Origin of the sequence: Pseudarthrobacter sp. NPDC059871 (genome assembly GCF_042731175.1) — a bacterium.
Taxonomy (GTDB): domain Bacteria; phylum Actinomycetota; class Actinomycetes; order Actinomycetales; family Micrococcaceae; genus Arthrobacter.
Genome location: NZ_JBHWJV010000006.1, coordinates 1 through 14,213 on the forward strand (window position 1 = coordinate 1; position 14,213 = coordinate 14,213).

18 protein-coding genes are annotated in these 14,213 nt (G+C 65.9%); 6 read left to right on the plus strand and 12 right to left on the minus strand.

Annotation, left to right across the window (positions count from 1 at the left end; translation table 11 throughout):
• The first annotated feature begins 33 nt into the window (after nt 1–33).
• Entirely contained in the window at nt 34–396 is a 363-nt protein-coding gene (locus ACFV4R_RS09410; RefSeq protein WP_377202288.1) for a hypothetical protein, read from the plus strand.
• 249 nt (nt 397–645) lie between these two features.
• On the opposite strand, the gene rpsN is transcribed toward ACFV4R_RS09410, so the two are convergent.
• From rpsN to rpmB, 3 genes are read right to left on the minus strand one after another with little or no spacing between them, the layout of a single operon-like run.
• Complete coding sequence (rpsN, locus tag ACFV4R_RS09415) at nt 646–951, minus strand: 30S ribosomal protein S14 (protein WP_377202289.1); 306 nt, start codon at nt 949–951, stop codon at nt 646–648.
• A gap of 2 nt (nt 952–953) precedes the next feature.
• Nucleotides 954–1,121 carry a 50S ribosomal protein L33 gene (gene rpmG, locus ACFV4R_RS09420; RefSeq protein ID WP_013602737.1) on the minus strand — a complete coding sequence of 56 codons (168 nt, stop codon included), beginning with the start codon at nt 1,119–1,121 and terminating at the stop codon, nt 954–956.
• Nucleotides 1,121–1,357, minus strand: a complete 237-nt coding sequence (gene rpmB / locus ACFV4R_RS09425) for a 50S ribosomal protein L28 (RefSeq protein WP_015938871.1) — start codon at nt 1,355–1,357, stop codon at nt 1,121–1,123. Before rpmB ends, rpmG begins: the two co-directional genes overlap by 1 nt.
• Nucleotides 1,358–1,696: 339 nt before the next feature.
• Here rpmB and ACFV4R_RS09430 point away from each other — a divergent pair, with 339 nt between their 5' ends.
• Genes ACFV4R_RS09430 through ACFV4R_RS09440 form a run of 3 tightly spaced genes read left to right on the plus strand, consistent with a single transcriptional unit; the run spans nt 1,697 to nt 4,579 of the window.
• On the plus strand, nt 1,697–3,187 hold the full coding sequence (locus ACFV4R_RS09430) for a ferric reductase-like transmembrane domain-containing protein (protein WP_377202290.1): 1,491 nt from the start codon (nt 1,697–1,699) through the stop codon (nt 3,185–3,187).
• A complete protein-coding gene (locus ACFV4R_RS09435; protein WP_377202291.1) occupies nt 3,184–3,780 on the plus strand; it encodes an FMN-binding protein in 597 nt (198 codons plus the stop codon). Before ACFV4R_RS09430 ends, ACFV4R_RS09435 begins: the two co-directional genes overlap by 4 nt.
• Nucleotides 3,781–3,835: 55 nt before the next feature.
• Entirely contained in the window at nt 3,836–4,579 is a 744-nt protein-coding gene (locus ACFV4R_RS09440) for an FAD:protein FMN transferase (protein ID WP_377202292.1), read from the plus strand.
• A 5-nt stretch (nt 4,580–4,584) separates the two neighbouring features.
• On the opposite strand, the gene ACFV4R_RS09445 is transcribed toward ACFV4R_RS09440, so the two are convergent.
• Both ACFV4R_RS09445 and ACFV4R_RS09450 read right to left on the minus strand, forming a co-directional pair.
• Nucleotides 4,585–5,358 carry an SGNH/GDSL hydrolase family protein gene (locus tag ACFV4R_RS09445; RefSeq protein WP_377202293.1) on the minus strand — a complete coding sequence of 258 codons (774 nt, stop codon included), beginning with the start codon at nt 5,356–5,358 and terminating at the stop codon, nt 4,585–4,587.
• A gap of 56 nt (nt 5,359–5,414) precedes the next feature.
• Entirely contained in the window at nt 5,415–5,900 is a 486-nt protein-coding gene (locus tag ACFV4R_RS09450; protein WP_377202294.1) for a MarR family winged helix-turn-helix transcriptional regulator, read from the minus strand.
• A 103-nt stretch (nt 5,901–6,003) separates the two neighbouring features.
• On the opposite strand from ACFV4R_RS09450, the gene ACFV4R_RS09455 reads away from it, so the two are divergent.
• Entirely contained in the window at nt 6,004–6,327 is a 324-nt protein-coding gene (locus ACFV4R_RS09455) for a YciI family protein (RefSeq protein ID WP_377202295.1), read from the plus strand.
• Here the strand turns inward: ACFV4R_RS09455 and ACFV4R_RS09460 are convergent.
• The 6 genes from ACFV4R_RS09460 to ACFV4R_RS09485 all read right to left on the minus strand — a co-directional run bounded on the left by ACFV4R_RS09460 (nt 6,324) and on the right by ACFV4R_RS09485 (nt 12,536).
• Nucleotides 6,324–7,169 carry an SGNH/GDSL hydrolase family protein gene (locus ACFV4R_RS09460; RefSeq protein ID WP_377202296.1) on the minus strand — a complete coding sequence of 282 codons (846 nt, stop codon included), beginning with the start codon at nt 7,167–7,169 and terminating at the stop codon, nt 6,324–6,326. The genes ACFV4R_RS09455 and ACFV4R_RS09460 overlap by 4 nt on opposite strands.
• A 177-nt stretch (nt 7,170–7,346) precedes the next feature.
• Nucleotides 7,347–8,417, minus strand: a complete 1,071-nt coding sequence (locus ACFV4R_RS09465) for a siderophore-interacting protein (RefSeq protein ID WP_377202297.1) — start codon at nt 8,415–8,417, stop codon at nt 7,347–7,349.
• Nucleotides 8,414–9,226, minus strand: coding sequence for an ABC transporter ATP-binding protein (locus ACFV4R_RS09470; protein WP_377202298.1), 813 nt, complete (start codon nt 9,224–9,226; stop codon nt 8,414–8,416). The genes ACFV4R_RS09465 and ACFV4R_RS09470 overlap by 4 nt, the downstream gene beginning before the upstream one ends.
• A gap of 1 nt (nt 9,227) precedes the next feature.
• Entirely contained in the window at nt 9,228–10,268 is a 1,041-nt protein-coding gene (locus ACFV4R_RS09475; RefSeq protein WP_377202490.1) for a FecCD family ABC transporter permease, read from the minus strand.
• 80 nt (nt 10,269–10,348) lie between these two features.
• Entirely contained in the window at nt 10,349–11,386 is a 1,038-nt protein-coding gene (locus tag ACFV4R_RS09480; RefSeq protein WP_377202491.1) for a FecCD family ABC transporter permease, read from the minus strand.
• Between the two features lie 64 nt (nt 11,387–11,450).
• The gene (locus ACFV4R_RS09485; protein WP_377202299.1) at nt 11,451–12,536 is read right to left on the minus strand and encodes an iron-siderophore ABC transporter substrate-binding protein; all 1,086 of its coding nucleotides are present in this window, start codon (nt 12,534–12,536) and stop codon (nt 11,451–11,453) included.
• Between the two features lie 367 nt (nt 12,537–12,903).
• Here ACFV4R_RS09485 and ACFV4R_RS09490 point away from each other — a divergent pair, with 367 nt between their 5' ends.
• Nucleotides 12,904–13,398 (plus strand): FBP domain-containing protein, encoded by a 495-nt coding sequence (locus ACFV4R_RS09490; RefSeq protein WP_377202300.1) that lies wholly within the window; start codon nt 12,904–12,906, stop codon nt 13,396–13,398.
• A 63-nt stretch (nt 13,399–13,461) separates the two neighbouring features.
• Here ACFV4R_RS09490 and ACFV4R_RS09495 read toward each other — a convergent pair whose 3' ends face one another.
• A complete protein-coding gene (locus ACFV4R_RS09495; protein ID WP_377202301.1) occupies nt 13,462–14,196 on the minus strand; it encodes a hypothetical protein in 735 nt (244 codons plus the stop codon).
• Nucleotides 14,197–14,213: the final 17 nt, after the last annotated feature.

Here is a 14,213-nt window from a genome sequence, read left to right on the forward strand (position 1 = left end):
CACACCCACCAACCCCGGAAATAACGGGACAAAATGGATGCACAAAATTTGAAACCAGCTGTAAAAACCAGACCATCCACGGGGTGGACAATCCAGTCAATTCAACCAATCCATAAAAAAATTGGTATCAACAAACTTGGCACACTATTGAGTTCTCAAACAACAGACACACCCGGCACCACCCAAACCAACAAGGTCCAAGATCGCTCCGGAGCAACTTTCCAAACTTACCCGATCACCCGCTACGAAGCAAATCCATCTTTCAGGATCTGCATCGAATTGAAGACCGTCCCCACCCATTTCCAGCGCCTTGAAGAGCAACCAGATTTTGGCTTTGATTTGGGTTTTTGGCCGCCCGGTGATCAGTTCTTCACTGTCTCCCCCGCGGCGACTTAGAAAACAATACACGCCCTGCAGCGTCACCGCAAACCGGCCCTCCCAACGCAGAACATCCCCGGGATTCCGCGGCGAAACGGACTGACAGGCACCCAAGCCGCCTCCCGCCGTCGTAATTCCGCTGTGTGTGCTGCCGCACATGGGCGGAGACATGCTCCATCACCACCCGCCGAGTGGGTTAAACGCAGAAGGGCCGGCAACCAATTGGTTGCCGGCCCTTCTCAAGCAGCTGGAATCAGCGGTGCTGGATTACCAGGAAGACTTGGTGATGCCCGGGAGCTCACCGCGGTGAGCCATGTCGCGGAAGCGAACACGGGAGATACCGAACTTCTGGAAGGTACCGCGGGGACGGCCGTCGATGATGTCGCGGTTACGCAGACGGATCGGGGACGCGTTGCGGGGCAGCTTCTGCAGGCCCAGGCGGGCTGCTTCGCGTGCTTCGTCGGTTGAGTTTTCGTCAACCAGGGTCTTCTTCAGCTCGAGGCGCTTCGCAGCGTAACGCTCAACGATGACCTTGCGCTGCTCGTTGCGAGCAATCTTGGACTTCTTAGCCATGTTTAGCGCTCCTCTCGGAATTCGACGTGCTGGCGGATCTTGGGGTCGTACTTCTTCAGAACCATGCGGTCCGGATCGTTACGACGGTTCTTACGGGTTACGTAGGTGTAACCCGTGCCCGCGGTCGACTTGAGCTTGATGATCGGACGTACGTCCTTGTCCTTAGCCACTAGAGCTTCACCCCACGAGCCAGGATCGAGGCGACGACTGCGTCGATGCCGCGTACGTCGATGGTCTTGATGCCACGAGCAGAAACCTGCAGCGTGACGTTACGGCGCAGGGACGGAACCCAGTAGCGCTTCTTCTGAATGTTCGGATCGAACCGACGCTTGTTGCGGCGGTGCGAGTGCGAAATGCTGTGCCCAAAGCCCGGCTCGGCTCCGGTCACTTGGCAGTGTGCTGCCATGACTTCTCCTCAAGAATTGAATGTAATGATCCGCATATCTGCTGCAGGATCATGCGTCTAAGAGCGACCCAAAGTGATCAGGGTGAACGGTTAGTCACGCAACTTGAGCCCCTAACTACCGGCTACCCTGGAGAAAATTACCGGGCCACCGGAGCAATTGCGCACGCTCCGCGCACTTAGCGCCTCCCAAGTCTACGAGGTGGCGCAATTAAAGACCAATCCGGGGCGTTTAGGTGTATAAGGGCGTCCCGCGAACGCCCCCTGCAAGGCCACGGTGTCACAGGTGGCGGACACCCGTTTTCACAGCTGAATGAAAGCTTGGCGGCGCATCTTAGGTACATGAGAACGCAGTCCCTGCCGGCACCTCCGGCGCACAACAGCTCCGGCCGGCCGGGGTCTTCGCACCTATCCGGTTCCGCCACTCCGCTTCCCGTCCAGGACAGCAGCGGATGGTTCAGCCGCCAGCGCCGGCAACGGCTGCTGAGGGCGGACCTCCTGACGGTTATTGCCTGGGGTTCCGTAGCCGCCGCCGTGGCCCTCTGGCTTGCCGACGGCGGTGCAACCGAAGTCAGCTCCGTCGCCGCCGCGTTCACCGCGGCCGGGATCGTGGCCGGTTTGGCCGGTATGGACCTGGTCCTGCTGATGCTGCTGCTGGCAGCCCGGATTCCGTACATCGACCGCACCATTGGCCATGACCGGGCGCTGGAGTTCCACCGCAAACTCGGCAAACCGTCTCTGTACCTGCTGTTGGCGCACGGCTTCCTGCTGGCCGTGGGATACGGCATGGCGGAAGGCCTTGACCCGGTCAGCGAGTCCATCTCCCTCTGGCAGCAGGTCCCGGACATGTGGCTTGCGTTCGTATCCATGGCGCTCTTCATCGCCGTGGTGGTGACTTCCCTGGTGGCAGTCCGGCGCCGTTTCCCGTACGAGTTCTGGTACGTGGTCCACCTCCTCACGTACGCCGCGGTGGGCACGTCCCTGCCGCACCAGTTCAGCGTGGGCGGGCTGTTTGCGGAAGGTACCTGGCAGCGCTGGTACTGGCTGGCCATCTGCATCGCCACCGGTGCGGCGCTGGTGTACTTCCGGGTGCTGCAACCCATCATGGCAACGTCACGGCACCAGCTCACGGTGTCCCGGGTGGAGGTGGAGGCACCGGGAGTAATCAACATCTTCATGGCTTGCCGGCAGTTGGACCGGCTGGCGGAGACGGGCGGACGTTTCTTCATCTGGCGGTTCCTGGCGCCTGGAATGTGGTGGCATCCGCACCCGTTCAGCCTGTCCGCCGAACCCACCATCAGCGGACCGCGCGGCGAAGGCACCCTGCGCATCACCGTGCGGAACCTTGGCACCGGCTCCGCACAGTTGGTGCGGCTGAGGAAGGGGACCAGGGTTGCCGTCGAAGGTCCGTACGGGCTTCTCAGCACCGGCGCCCGGACCCGGAACAAAGTGGTGATGATCGGCGCCGGCATCGGCATCACGCCGCTGCGCGCCCTCCTCGAAACAACACCGTTCGCTCCCGGCGGGGCGAGCGTCCTGCTGAGGGGCCATACGGAGCAGGAACTCTACTTGAGCAGCGAAATCCTGGACCTGTGCCGCTCCCGGGGTGTGCGCCTCTTCCACCTTCCGGGCCCGAGGTCACGCGTCCGCTCCAGCTGGTTGCCCCAGGACGCAGTCCGGGGCGGCTACGGGCTCACGGCTTTCGTCCCCGACGTCGCAGAATCCGACGTCTATGTCTGCGGCCCCACAGGCTGGGCGGACAGCGTCATCGCTGACGTCCGGCAGGCCGGAGTCCCCGAAGAACAAATCCATCACGAAAGGTTCGACTGGTGAAAGCACGCGGAACACTCGCCGCAGCGGTCGCGTCCGCCGGCATCCTCCTGGCAGGCTGGCAGGCCGGCACCCAGGCCGGGGGCGCCAGCACCCTCGCGTCAGGTTCAAGTACGACGACGGCAGGATCCACGGGTTCGACAGGGACGGGCACGTCCGGGGCGGGTTCGTCGGGGTCGGGTTCGTCGGGCAGCTCCGGGACCACCGGATCCTCTGGCTCCTCGAGCGGGTCCAGCTCCTCCTCCAGCGGTTCCAGCGGTTCCAGCTCTTCGGGAAGTTCGAGCAGCTCAGGCTCTTCAAGCAGCGGAACGACGGCAACGGCCGGCACCTACCAGGGCGCCGCAGTCCAGACGAGATTCGGTGCAGTGCAGGTCCAGATCACGGTGGCCGCAGGGAAGATCACGGACGTGACGGCCCTGCATCTGACCGATGACGACCGTAAATCGATCCAGATCAGCAACCGTGCGGCGCCCCTCCTGCGGACCGAGGTGTTGGCCGCACAGTCGGCGGACGTCCAGACCATTAGCGGTGCCACCGTCACCAGCAATGCCTACCTCACCTCACTCCAGGCAGCAATCGATGCCGCGAACCTCTGATCCCCTCCGGTCATCGGACACCGGTAGCAACCTCTCGTCGCGGACCTTTGAGTGCATGGGAACCGTCATCAGCCTCACCCTCGCGGACTCCCCCGCGGCAGGGCAGGAAAATCAGGACGAACTCGCAGCAGCAACCGACGTCGTCGAACGCCTGTTCCGGGAACTGGACGAGACGTTCAGCCTGTACCGCCCGGCGTCGGAAGCCAGCCGCCTGGCCCGCGGCGAACTGACGCTCCGCAGCGCCTCACCGGAGATGCGCGCCCGGTATGCGGAGGCGCACGAATGGCGGCTCCTGACCGGAGGCTCCTTCTCGCCCGAGCGGCCGGACGGGATTTTGGACCTCTCGGGGCTCATCAAGGGGCACGCGATCCGCGAGGCGGGGCGGTCCTTGCTTGCCCTGGGCCGCGGCGACTGGTGCCTCAATGCCGGCGGCGACATCCTGGTCAGCGGCTCGCCCATTCCGCGCTCCGGCGCAGCGTGGAAAGCGGGCATCGTCGATCCGGCCGACCGGCACGCCCTGATCGGCGGCTATTCGCTGGGCGGGGTGGAGGGGCACGCGGCCCTGGCCACGTCCGGCTCGGCCGAACGCGGCGAACACATCTGGCGGGTGGACGGCGGCTCCGACTTCGTCCAGGTCACTGTTGCAGCCGCGGACGTGGTGACGGCGGACATCCTGGCCACGGCAATCATCTCCGGCGGGATGCAGATGCTCAATCTCGCCACGGACCAGTGGGATGTTGCGGTCCTGGCCGTCCACGCCGACGGCTCACTGCTGGCCACCCCGGCGTTCCACGCCTGAGACGGTCAGGCCTGCTGCTGGAGCCTGGTGAACCGCGGGTACTTGGGGGCCAGATTGTCGCCCGAGGACTTCCCGGTAACCCGCCGGGCCACCCAGGGCGCGGCATATTCGCGGAACCACTGGGCGTTGGCGCACAGGGCATCCGTCCCGCTGAGCTGCGGAACCGGAGTCATCGGCGGAACATCAATGGAGTGCTCGTACTTGAGGACTTCAAGCACCCGTTTGGCCATGTTGGCGTGCCCCGCGGCGGACATATGCATCCGGTCCCGCGCCCACATGCCCCAGTCGTAGTACTCACTGAAGCGCCAGTAGTCCACCAGCAGGGCGCCGTGGTCCCCCGCGATCCCGCGCACCAGCTCGTTGTAGATGGCAGTGCGGCCGCGCATCGTGCCGAAAACCTTGGAACCGCGGGCGTCGAAACCGGTGAACATCACCACGGTGGCGCCCGTGGCACTCAGCCTGCGGACGCCGTCGTCGTATTCGGCCATGAGGTCGTCGATGTCGATCCGGGGCCGCAGGATGTCGTTGGCGCCGGCGTAAATGCTCACCAGGGTGGGCTTAAGCTCGACGGCGGCGTCCACCTGTTCTTCGAGGATTTGCCGGAGTTTCCTGCCGCGGATGGCGAGGTTGGCGTACCCGAAGCCTGGGTCCCCCGCGCCGAGCTGCTCGGCCACGCGGTCAGCCCAGCCGCGGACGCCATTGGGGCGGGCCGGGTCATCGTCGCCCACGCCCTCCGTGAAGGAATCGCCGAGGGCAACAAACCGGGATGTGAAGTCCATCCGGTTAGTTTGCCACCCGTTGCCGGAAGCAACCAATCCCGGGCGGCGTCCCGGGGTCAGGGCTGGGTTTCGCGCAGGATCCAGTGGTCTGAATCCAGGCGGCCCACCACTTTTTCACCGATCCGGGCCAGGTCCTCCACGTCTTCTTCCGTCAGGGCATCGAGGAAGAGGTTACGGACGTCCTCCACGTGGCCGGGTGCGAGGCCCACGATGGTGGACATTCCTTCCTCAGTGAGGTGGGCGATGGTGACCCGGGCGTCGCGCGGGTGGGGGCGGCGTTCCACCCAGCCGCGCTTCTGCAGCTTTGTCACAACATGCGAAAGCCTGGACAGGGAGGCGCTGGTGCGCGCGGCGAGTTCACTCATGGGCAGGAACCGCTGCTCCGATTCGGACAGCATGGCCAGCACGGTGTAGTCGAACAGGGAAAGCTTGCCTGCGGCATGAAGCTTGGTGTCCAGCGCGGCGGGTAGCAGGGTGTTGATGGTTACCAGGGCCAGCCAGGCACGGCGTTCGTCGGCACTCAGCCAGCGCGGTTCGGTCATGCACCCATTCTACGATTGATCCTTCAACCGACGGACAGGCCGATCAAGCCGGTCCGCAGGCGGTCCACAGCCTCGGGGGCCGGCAAGCCGGTAATCTGGGCGCATGTATGTTGTCTCCCTGACCTACCGGGTTCCGCAGGACATTGTGGACTTCCACAACGACGCCCACATCGCCTGGCTGCAAAAGGCCTTCGACGACGGCGTCTTCATCGCCGCCGGCCGCAAAGTCCCCCGGACCGGCGGGCTGTTGCTCTCCCAGGCCGACCGGTCAGTCCTGGACGCGAGCCTGCAGCAGGACCCCTTCTATTCGAACGGTGTCGCTGACTTCGAAGTGGTGGAGTTCCATGCCGGACGCGTGGCCCCCGGCTACGAGATCCTGCTGGACAACCCGCCGGCACCCCCGGCTGAGGCGGCCCCAGACCGCTAAGGCGCGGCGCCGCCGTCGGACGCCTCTGCAACGAGCTTCTTCAGCCCGCCTTTGCGCGGCACCTTGACGGGTTCGGGCCACCGGGCCGTGAGCTCATCCCCCAGGGTGACGCCGCGCAGCTTGCGCCCGAACAGGGGCAGGACCCAGTCGTGGACCCACCGCCGTTGCCGCCGTTCCCATTCCCGCAGCGTCAGCGGGGTGGGCGGCTCCCAGTCCTTGGGCCTGATCTTGTGCGGCACACCCAGCTGGTCCAGGACCTGCCCGGCGAGGTACTTGTGGCCGGCCTTGGACATGTGCAGCCGGTCCGAGTCCCACATGCGCCTGTCGTGGAAGGCGTCCAGGCACCAGTAGTCCACCAGCACCGCACCGTATTTATTCGCAATGGCCCGCACCTGCTGGTTATAGAAGGTGTTCCGCTTCTTCAGCGGCTCGAGCAGGGCGGAAACCTTGACGTCGAAGCCGGTGAAGAGGACCAGCGTGGCTCCGGTGGCGGCGAGCCGGGCCACCAGTTCCTCGTAGTCCGCCATGAGCGTGGACATGTCCGTTTTCAGGTCCAGGATGTCGTTGCCGCCCGCGTACAGCGTGACCAGCGCCGGCCGCATCCGCAGAACCGGTTCCAGCTGTTCATCGATGATGTGCCGGAGCCGTTTGCTCCTGATGGCGAGGTTGGCGTACTTCCAGCCCGGATGCGCCTTGGCGAGCTTCTCGGCCACCCGGTCCGCCCAGCCGCGGACACCGTTGGGCAACCGCTCGTCCCTGTCCCCCACGCCCTCGGTGAACGAATCGCCCAGGGCAACAAACACCCGCCGCCCGGAGCTGGGAAGCAAAGATTCAGAGGGCACAGCGCCACGCTAACCGGACAAGGAAAAGGAAGTACGACGCCGGGATGAACAGTTAGTGAGCGGGCGTTTGGGTTGAGAGCAACCACAAGTGAGCGGGCGTTTGGGTTGAGAGCAACCACAAGTGAGCGGGCGTTTGGGTTGAGAGCAACCACAAGTGAGCGCGCGTCGAGGGCGGAGTTAGCCCTCGGCTTTGCCCTGCCGCCAGTAACCCATGAACGCAACCTGCTTCCGGTCGATGCCCACGTCCCGGACCAAGTAGCGGCGCATGTCCTTGATGACGGCTGCTTCACCGGCGATCCAGGCGTAGAACGGCATGGCACCGGCGGGCATGTCCGGGTTCTTGGTGGCGCTGATGGCGGCGGTTTCCATGCGGGACGGTGTCTCCCAGAGGATGTCCTCGTCCACGTTGACGTCTTCGGGCTCCGGGCCTGCGCCGGCGTCGGAGGCTTTGATGCCCACCCAGCCCGGCACGGGGACGGCTTTGCGTACGGCGTCCTGCAGCAGCTGGCCGTGCGGGCGGGAACGCCCGATTGCGGCACCGCGGGCCAGCCAAGTGATCTCGATGTCCGCCGGAGAGCTGAGCTGCTGGAAGTCGCCGGCTTCCGGGACCTCGAGGAACGCGTGGCCGGTCATGTAGGACGGGAGGCTTTCGAGGATGGCGGAGATGGCCGGGATGGCGGTCTCGTCACCGGCGAGCAGGACGCGCTGTGCCAAGCCTGGCCGCCATTCGATGCCGGAGTAGATTTCGGCGGTGACGCAGTGCGCGGCACGGTTGTTGGGGCCGATGATGGTGATGGCGTCGCCAGGCTTGGCGTTCAAGGCCCAGTTGGCGGCGGGCCCGCCGTTTCCGTGGCTGTCAAAGTGCATGACGAAGTCCACGTCGATCTCCGGGTACACCTCGTCCAGCCGGGCGTCCCGCACGGTGTAGGTGCGCATCGAGCCCTTCACGGCCGGGTCCATGGCCAGCCATTCGCGGTACCAGCCCGATTCGCTCATCTCGAAGACCGGCAGGGGGATCTGCGTTCCGTCGGCAGCGACGGACGGGATCATCAGCTTGATCCGGAGGTCCAGGGTGTCCCCGTGGACGCCGAAATCGCGGAGGCAGTAGCCGCCGAACGTGATCCGGCGGAAGTTGGGGCTGAGCTCCTGCACCGATGAGACCGTGACCTCGAAGGCCAGCGTCATGGGTTCAGTGTTCATGGTCCTGGTGTTCATGGGCCTGGTGGATGCGGCGTCGCGGGTCTTCATGAAACAAGCTCCAGTTCGGTGGGGACGTGATGGCGGCCGATGGGAATGATGAGGGGCGTTCCGGAGACGGGATCCGGGATGACGCGGGATTCCAGGTTGAAGACACTGCGGACCAGGTCCTCGGTGACAACCTCGCGCGGGGTACCCTCGGCCACCACGGCGCCGGCCTTCATGGCGATGACGTTGTCTGCGTAGCGTGCCGCGAGGTTGAGGTCGTGCAAGACGATCGCCACGGTGGTGCCGCGCCTGCGGTTCAGGTCCGTGACGAGGTCCAGGACCTCCACCTGGTGGGCAAGGTCCAGGTAGGTGGTGGGTTCGTCCAGCAGCAGGACGTCGGTTTCCTGCGCCAAGGCCATCGCGATCCACACCCGCTGGCGCTGCCCGCCGGAGAGTTCGTCCACGTTCCGCTCAGCGAGGGCCAGCGTTTCGGTGGCTTCCAGCGCACGCTGCACCGCGGCGTCATCCCCGGCGCTCCAACTGCGGAAGAAGCCCTGGTGCGGGTACCGGCCGCGGCCCACCAAGTCACGGACGGTGATGCCGTCCGGTGCGGTGGGATGCTGCGGCAGCAGGCCAAGGGTGCGGGCCAGTTCGCGGGCGGGGCGGGTGTGGATGTCCTTGCCGTCCAGCGTGACAGCGCCGCCGGCAGGTTTAAGGAGCCGGGACAGTCCGCGGAGCAGGGTGGACTTTCCGCAGGCGTTGGCGCCCACGATCATGGTCACCCTGCCTTCGGGGATTTCGACACTGAGGCCGTCCACCACGCAGCGCTGGTCGTACTTCAGCGTCAGGTCCTTGGCGTTCAGAACTGCCACGTCAGGCATCCTTTCGGTTGTTCGTGACCAGGAGCCACAGCAGGAACGGGGCACCAAGCGCGCCGGTGATGACGCCCACCGGCAGGACGGTTCCGTCCAGCACCAGCGGGGCAAGGTTGGCGGCGAGGAAGTCCGCGGCCAGGACGATGACGGCACCCACCAGGGCCGACGCCGGCAGGCTGGCTTTCCCGGTGAAGCGCCGGGCGATGGGACCGGCGAGGAAGGCGACGAACGAGACCGGCCCGGCTGCCGCCGTCGCCACCGCCGCGAGGGTGACGGCGATGATGACCAGGGCGAGGCGGGCGGCGTTGACCCGGATGCCCAAGCCTGCCGCGGTGTCGTCGCCCAGCTCGAGGATGCGCAGCGGCCCGGCGATGACGCCCACGGCGGGAAGGAGCACGGCGAGTGCCAGGAACAGGATCCCGGCGCGGTCCCAGTTGGCTGAGTTCAGGGAACCGTTGAGCCACACGAGGGCGTCGGCAGCGGTGCGGATGTCAGCGCGTGTCATCAGGAAGTTGACCACGGCGTGCAGGGCGGCAGCGATTCCGACGCCGGCCAGGACCAGCCGGTTGCCGGCGGCATTGCCCCGGCCGCCACCGCGGATCCCGCCGCTGGAAATCGCGTAGATCAGGCCCGCCACGGCCAGGGCCCCCACCAGCGCGGCGCCGGACACCACTGCACCTGACGCACCGAAAATCACGATGGCCACCACGGCGGCTGCGCTGGCGCCGTAGCTGATGCCGATAATGTCCGGGCTGGCCAGCGGGTTGCGGAGCATCGTCTGGAAGAGTGCGCCGGCCAATCCGAAGGCCAGCCCGATCATGGTTCCGATGACCGCACGCGGGAGCTTGTTCTCCATGACGATGAAGCTGGCACCGGGGATCCTGGGGCCGCCGGTCAGGTGGTTGAAGACGATGGTGAAGAAATCAGGGATGGTCACCGTGTAACTGCCCAGCAGCACTGAAACGAAGAAAAGGATCACGACGCCGGCGGCCAGGAACGCGGTCCGGTTCAGGAGGATCCGTCCCCGGCGTTGCCCCATCACGTGGGGTCCTTCAGGGGCGGTTTTGGCAGCTTTATCTGATGAGGCAACCGCGGTTGTGGGGGTAGCTGTTTTCGGTGTCACAGTCCGGCTCCCTTCCCGCGGCGGACCAGCCACACAAACACCGGAGCGCCGATCAGAGCGGTCATGATGCCGGCCGGCACTTCGCCGGGAAGCAGCACCACGCGTCCCACAATGTCCGCGCCGAGCAGCAGCACGGGCGCCAGGACCAGGGAGAACGGCAGGATCCAGCGGTAATCCGGGCCGGTCAGGAAACGGACAGCGTGCGGGATGACCAGGCCAACGAAGGCGATGGGGCCAGCCATCGCCGTTGCGGATCCGCACAGCAGCACGATGCCCAGGGCAGTGATGCCCCGGGCAAGGCCCACTCGTTGTCCCAGGCCGCGGGCAATGTCATCACCCAGCGCCAGGCTGTTGAGGATCCGGCCCGTCAACAGCACAATGACAGCCCCTGCGGCCAGGAAGGGCAGCCCCGCCAGCACCACGGACCAGTCGCGGCCGGCAATGCCGCCCACCTGCCAGAACCGGAACTTGTCCAAGGTGTCCTGGCTGGAGACCAGGATGACGCTCATGAGCGAGTACAGGCCGGCGTTGAGTGCGGCACCCGCCAGCGCAAGCTTGACCGGGGTGGCTCCATCCCGGCCGAGGGACGCGATGAAATAGACCACCACGGCGGCCACGGCGGCGCCGATGAACGCGAACCAGATGTAGCCGGACAGCGAGCCGACGCCAAAGACATAGATGCCCGTCACCACGGCCAGTGCGGCGCCCGCGTTGACGCCCATGATTCCGGGGTCGGCAAGGGGGTTGCGGGCCACGCCCTGCATGGCGGCGCCGGCCAGGCCCAAGGCACCGCCGGCCAGCAGGCCGAGGATGGTGCGGGGAATGCGGGCGTGGACCACTGCGTGGTCACCGTTGGCGGGATCGAACTGCGTGAGCGCGTCCCAGACGGTGCCCAGCGGCAGGCCCCTCGCTCCGACTGCGAGGGATGCACCTGCCAGAACGGCGAGTACGACGACGGCGGCCAGCAGCCAGGCGGCGCGCTTACCAGGGAACGCGTGGGCGCTCCCCGGCGCACGGGCTGCCGCGCCCGGCACCGAAGTGCCGGGGCTTGCGGCCTGGCGGGCCGTCGTCGTCGAACTCTGCGTCACGGAACCGGTGCTACTTCACGGCATCCGCTGCGGTGGCCAGCTCGGGCAGGAACGTGTCCAGCGCCCAGGGAAGGCTCAGCGGTGAGGAAGCGGAAATCGCGAGGACCAGGCTCTTGTTGGCGTCTGCCACGAACGCGCCGTTCTTGACGGCAGGGATCTGTCCCAGCAGGGGGTCCTTCTTGATCGCGTCGGCTTCACTGGCGTCTTCCACCGAGCTGAGGAAGATGTCCGAATCAAGCTCGTTGACCTTCTCTGCGGACCACGGCACGAAGAATTCCTTCGATCCGGCCGATGCCTGCTCCGCAACGGGGGCGAGCTTCATGCCGATGGAGGACAGGAACTTGGGCCGGTTGTCGTTGGCCGTGTAGATGCCGGTCTGGGTGCGGTCGGACGGCAGGGCGTAGCCGTAGATGAAGGTCTTGTCCTTGATCTGCGGGTACTTCGCCGCCTCTTCCTTGACGGTGGCTTCGGTGTCCGAGACCAGCTTGGCGGCTTCGGCGTCCTTGCCCAGCGCCTTGCCCACGATGGTGGTGGCATCCTGCCAGGACGTTCCGTAGGCCAGCTCGGGGTGCGCCACCACCGGGGCGATTTCGCTGAGCTTCTTGTAATCCTCTTCGGTCAGGCCGGAGTAGGCGGCCAGGATGACGTCCGGGGTGAGCTTGGCGATCTCGGTGAAGTTGATGCCGTCGGCCTCCGAGTACTGGACCGGAGCCTTATCCGTGCCGAAGCCGGCGCCGAGCTCTTCCAGGGCGGCGTCCTTCCACGGGGTGGAGCCCTTGTCGTTGCCGCCCCATTCGTTCTTGGGAACACCCACGGGGACAACGCCCAGGGCAATGGCGACGTCGTCATTGACCCAGGAGACCGTGGCAACCCGGGTGGGCTGCTTCTCGATGACGGTCTTGCCGAACACGTGGTCAATGGTGACCGGGAACTGTGCGCTGCTGGACGTGGATGCGCTGGCGTCGGAAGTGGACGTTGCCGGGCCGGTGGAGCAGGCGGAGAGCGTCACCGCGGCGGCCAGAATGGCCGACGCCCCCGCTGACCTAAGCAGCGTGCGGCGGGTGGTGCTGGGGCCCGTGAACAGGGAGGAAGCCATGAAATTCCTTAAGTGAGCGATGCGAACTTAAGTAAGGCTAGCCTATGCTTACAGCTATTACGAAAGCTTTTCGTATCTTATTCCCCAAGGTGACGAAGGACACAGCCACCGTGGCCTTGGACAGGATTTCCGGGGTTTGGCAGGATGGCAGGGACCGGGTCCGCTACGGAACGGCCTGGACAAACTCTCAAGAGATCGGGACATCGAGGAGCAATGCGCACGCCGGAGGCTTTCCCCCCCGCCGCTGCCGCGGAATGCGGGGTGGCCGTTTTGGCCTGCCTCGCGGACAACTGCTGACTCCCTTTTCATCGAGCCCGCATCCCGGGCTGCTGCCCGCTGCCGGGCCCCTTCTCACGAAAGTTCAGCCATGCAATCAGTCACGCCCCAGCAAATCCGCTCATCCTTCGTCAACGCCAGCCGTTCCGAGGCCGCCAAACTCAACCTGCCCCAGCACTTCGACAACCTGGGCTGGGACAGCCTGGACTTCCTCGGTTGGCGGGACCCCAAGATGCCGCTTCGCGGTTATCTTGTGGTTCCCGGCCCCAAGGGCCTCACCGGAGTCCTGCTCCGGGCGCCCGAAGGCGGCGGCCGGAAGAACCGCTCCGTCCTGTGCGAGCTGTGCCGCGACGTGTTCTCCAAGGAGGACGTGCTGCTCTGGGTGGCCCGCCGCGCCGGCCAGTCCGGCCGCAACGGCAATACCGTGGGCACCCTGATCTGCGCAGATTTCCTGTGCTCCGGCAATGTCCGCAAGGAACCCCCGGCCAACGAGATCAATCCGGACCCGGCCGCCGTCGTGGTCCGCCAGATCCGGGGCCTCGAAGACCGCACCGCGCAGTTCCTGGGCAGGGTGCAGTCCAAGTAGCTGTCCGGACGCCATACCTGGGAAGTCCTTCCCGGAATTACGGGAGGGCCTTCCCCGGTCCGGTCAGCGGAAGGTGAAGCTCGCCAGGATGGCCTTCAGCGCCTGCCCCTGGCTGCCGGCGAACCATGCCCGGGCGGACTTGTCGTCGGGGAATTGCTGGTCATCGAAGAGCACTTCGGCCGTCAGCACGCGGTCGCCCAGGAGAATGATTCCCTTGACCGCGTCCCGGGGGCCCGTTGCCGGTGCGCCAGCCGTCAGCTGCAGGTGGTAGGTGGCATCCTCGTCGTCCCAGTCCACGTAGAACGATGCATGCGCCTCCGGGGTGGACCTGCCCTGCAACCCAGGCACCGGCACGGATTCAAAAACCGTCCTGGTCACAGGTCCGGAGACGCCATCGGCGATTTGCCCGTAATAGATACTGACCAGTTGCTTGTCACTGGCGTCGTAGATGGTGGCCGTTCCCACATAGGGTGACGCCGAGGCCTCGAAGACTTCGGTCTTCCAGTCCGCCGGGCGCGTGAAGGAGAGCCTGCCGTCGGGGAAGGTGAAGGTCACCAGCCCGCTCGCAGCAGGATCGGTACTGGACGCAGACGGGGACGGTGTCTGGGGGGCGGGCTGGCCCGGCGTCGCGGACGGAGCTGCCGACTCCGGTGCCCCCGTTGAAGGGGGAACTGAGGCGGCCGGTGAGGTGCCCCCGCCGCCGGGTTCTGCCGGCCCGCCGGAGGTGCAGCCTGCCAGGAAGAACGCGGCCGCAGTGGCCATTGCGACGGGTCCGGTGAGGCGACGGGCTGGGTGCATGGTGGCTGCCTTTCACG

What these genes read in the sequence shown, in the direction of transcription:
- ACFV4R_RS09440 (WP_377202292.1), top strand. Translation starts at nt 3,836, where the DNA reads ATGGGAACCGTCATCAGCCTCACCCTCGCGGACTCCCCCGCGGCAGGG.
- ACFV4R_RS09445 (WP_377202293.1), bottom strand. Translation starts at nt 5,358, where the DNA reads ATGGACTTCACATCCCGGTTTGTTGCCCTCGGCGATTCCTTCACGGAG.
- ACFV4R_RS09475 (WP_377202490.1), bottom strand. Translation starts at nt 10,268, where the DNA reads ATGGGGCAACGCCGGGGACGGATCCTCCTGAACCGGACCGCGTTCCTG.
- ACFV4R_RS09455 (WP_377202295.1), top strand. Translation starts at nt 6,004, where the DNA reads ATGTATGTTGTCTCCCTGACCTACCGGGTTCCGCAGGACATTGTGGAC.
- rpmB (WP_015938871.1), bottom strand. Translation starts at nt 1,357, where the DNA reads ATGGCAGCACACTGCCAAGTGACCGGAGCCGAGCCGGGCTTTGGGCAC.
- ACFV4R_RS09465 (WP_377202297.1), bottom strand. Translation starts at nt 8,417, where the DNA reads ATGAAGACCCGCGACGCCGCATCCACCAGGCCCATGAACACCAGGACC.
- ACFV4R_RS09450 (WP_377202294.1), bottom strand. Translation starts at nt 5,900, where the DNA reads ATGACCGAACCGCGCTGGCTGAGTGCCGACGAACGCCGTGCCTGGCTG.
- ACFV4R_RS09410 (WP_377202288.1), top strand. Translation starts at nt 34, where the DNA reads ATGGATGCACAAAATTTGAAACCAGCTGTAAAAACCAGACCATCCACG.
- ACFV4R_RS09490 (WP_377202300.1), top strand. Translation starts at nt 12,904, where the DNA reads ATGCAATCAGTCACGCCCCAGCAAATCCGCTCATCCTTCGTCAACGCC.
- rpsN (WP_377202289.1), bottom strand. Translation starts at nt 951, where the DNA reads ATGGCTAAGAAGTCCAAGATTGCTCGCAACGAGCAGCGCAAGGTCATC.
- ACFV4R_RS09495 (WP_377202301.1), bottom strand. Translation starts at nt 14,196, where the DNA reads ATGCACCCAGCCCGTCGCCTCACCGGACCCGTCGCAATGGCCACTGCG.
- ACFV4R_RS09430 (WP_377202290.1), top strand. Translation starts at nt 1,697, where the DNA reads ATGAGAACGCAGTCCCTGCCGGCACCTCCGGCGCACAACAGCTCCGGC.
- ACFV4R_RS09485 (WP_377202299.1), bottom strand. Translation starts at nt 12,536, where the DNA reads ATGGCTTCCTCCCTGTTCACGGGCCCCAGCACCACCCGCCGCACGCTG.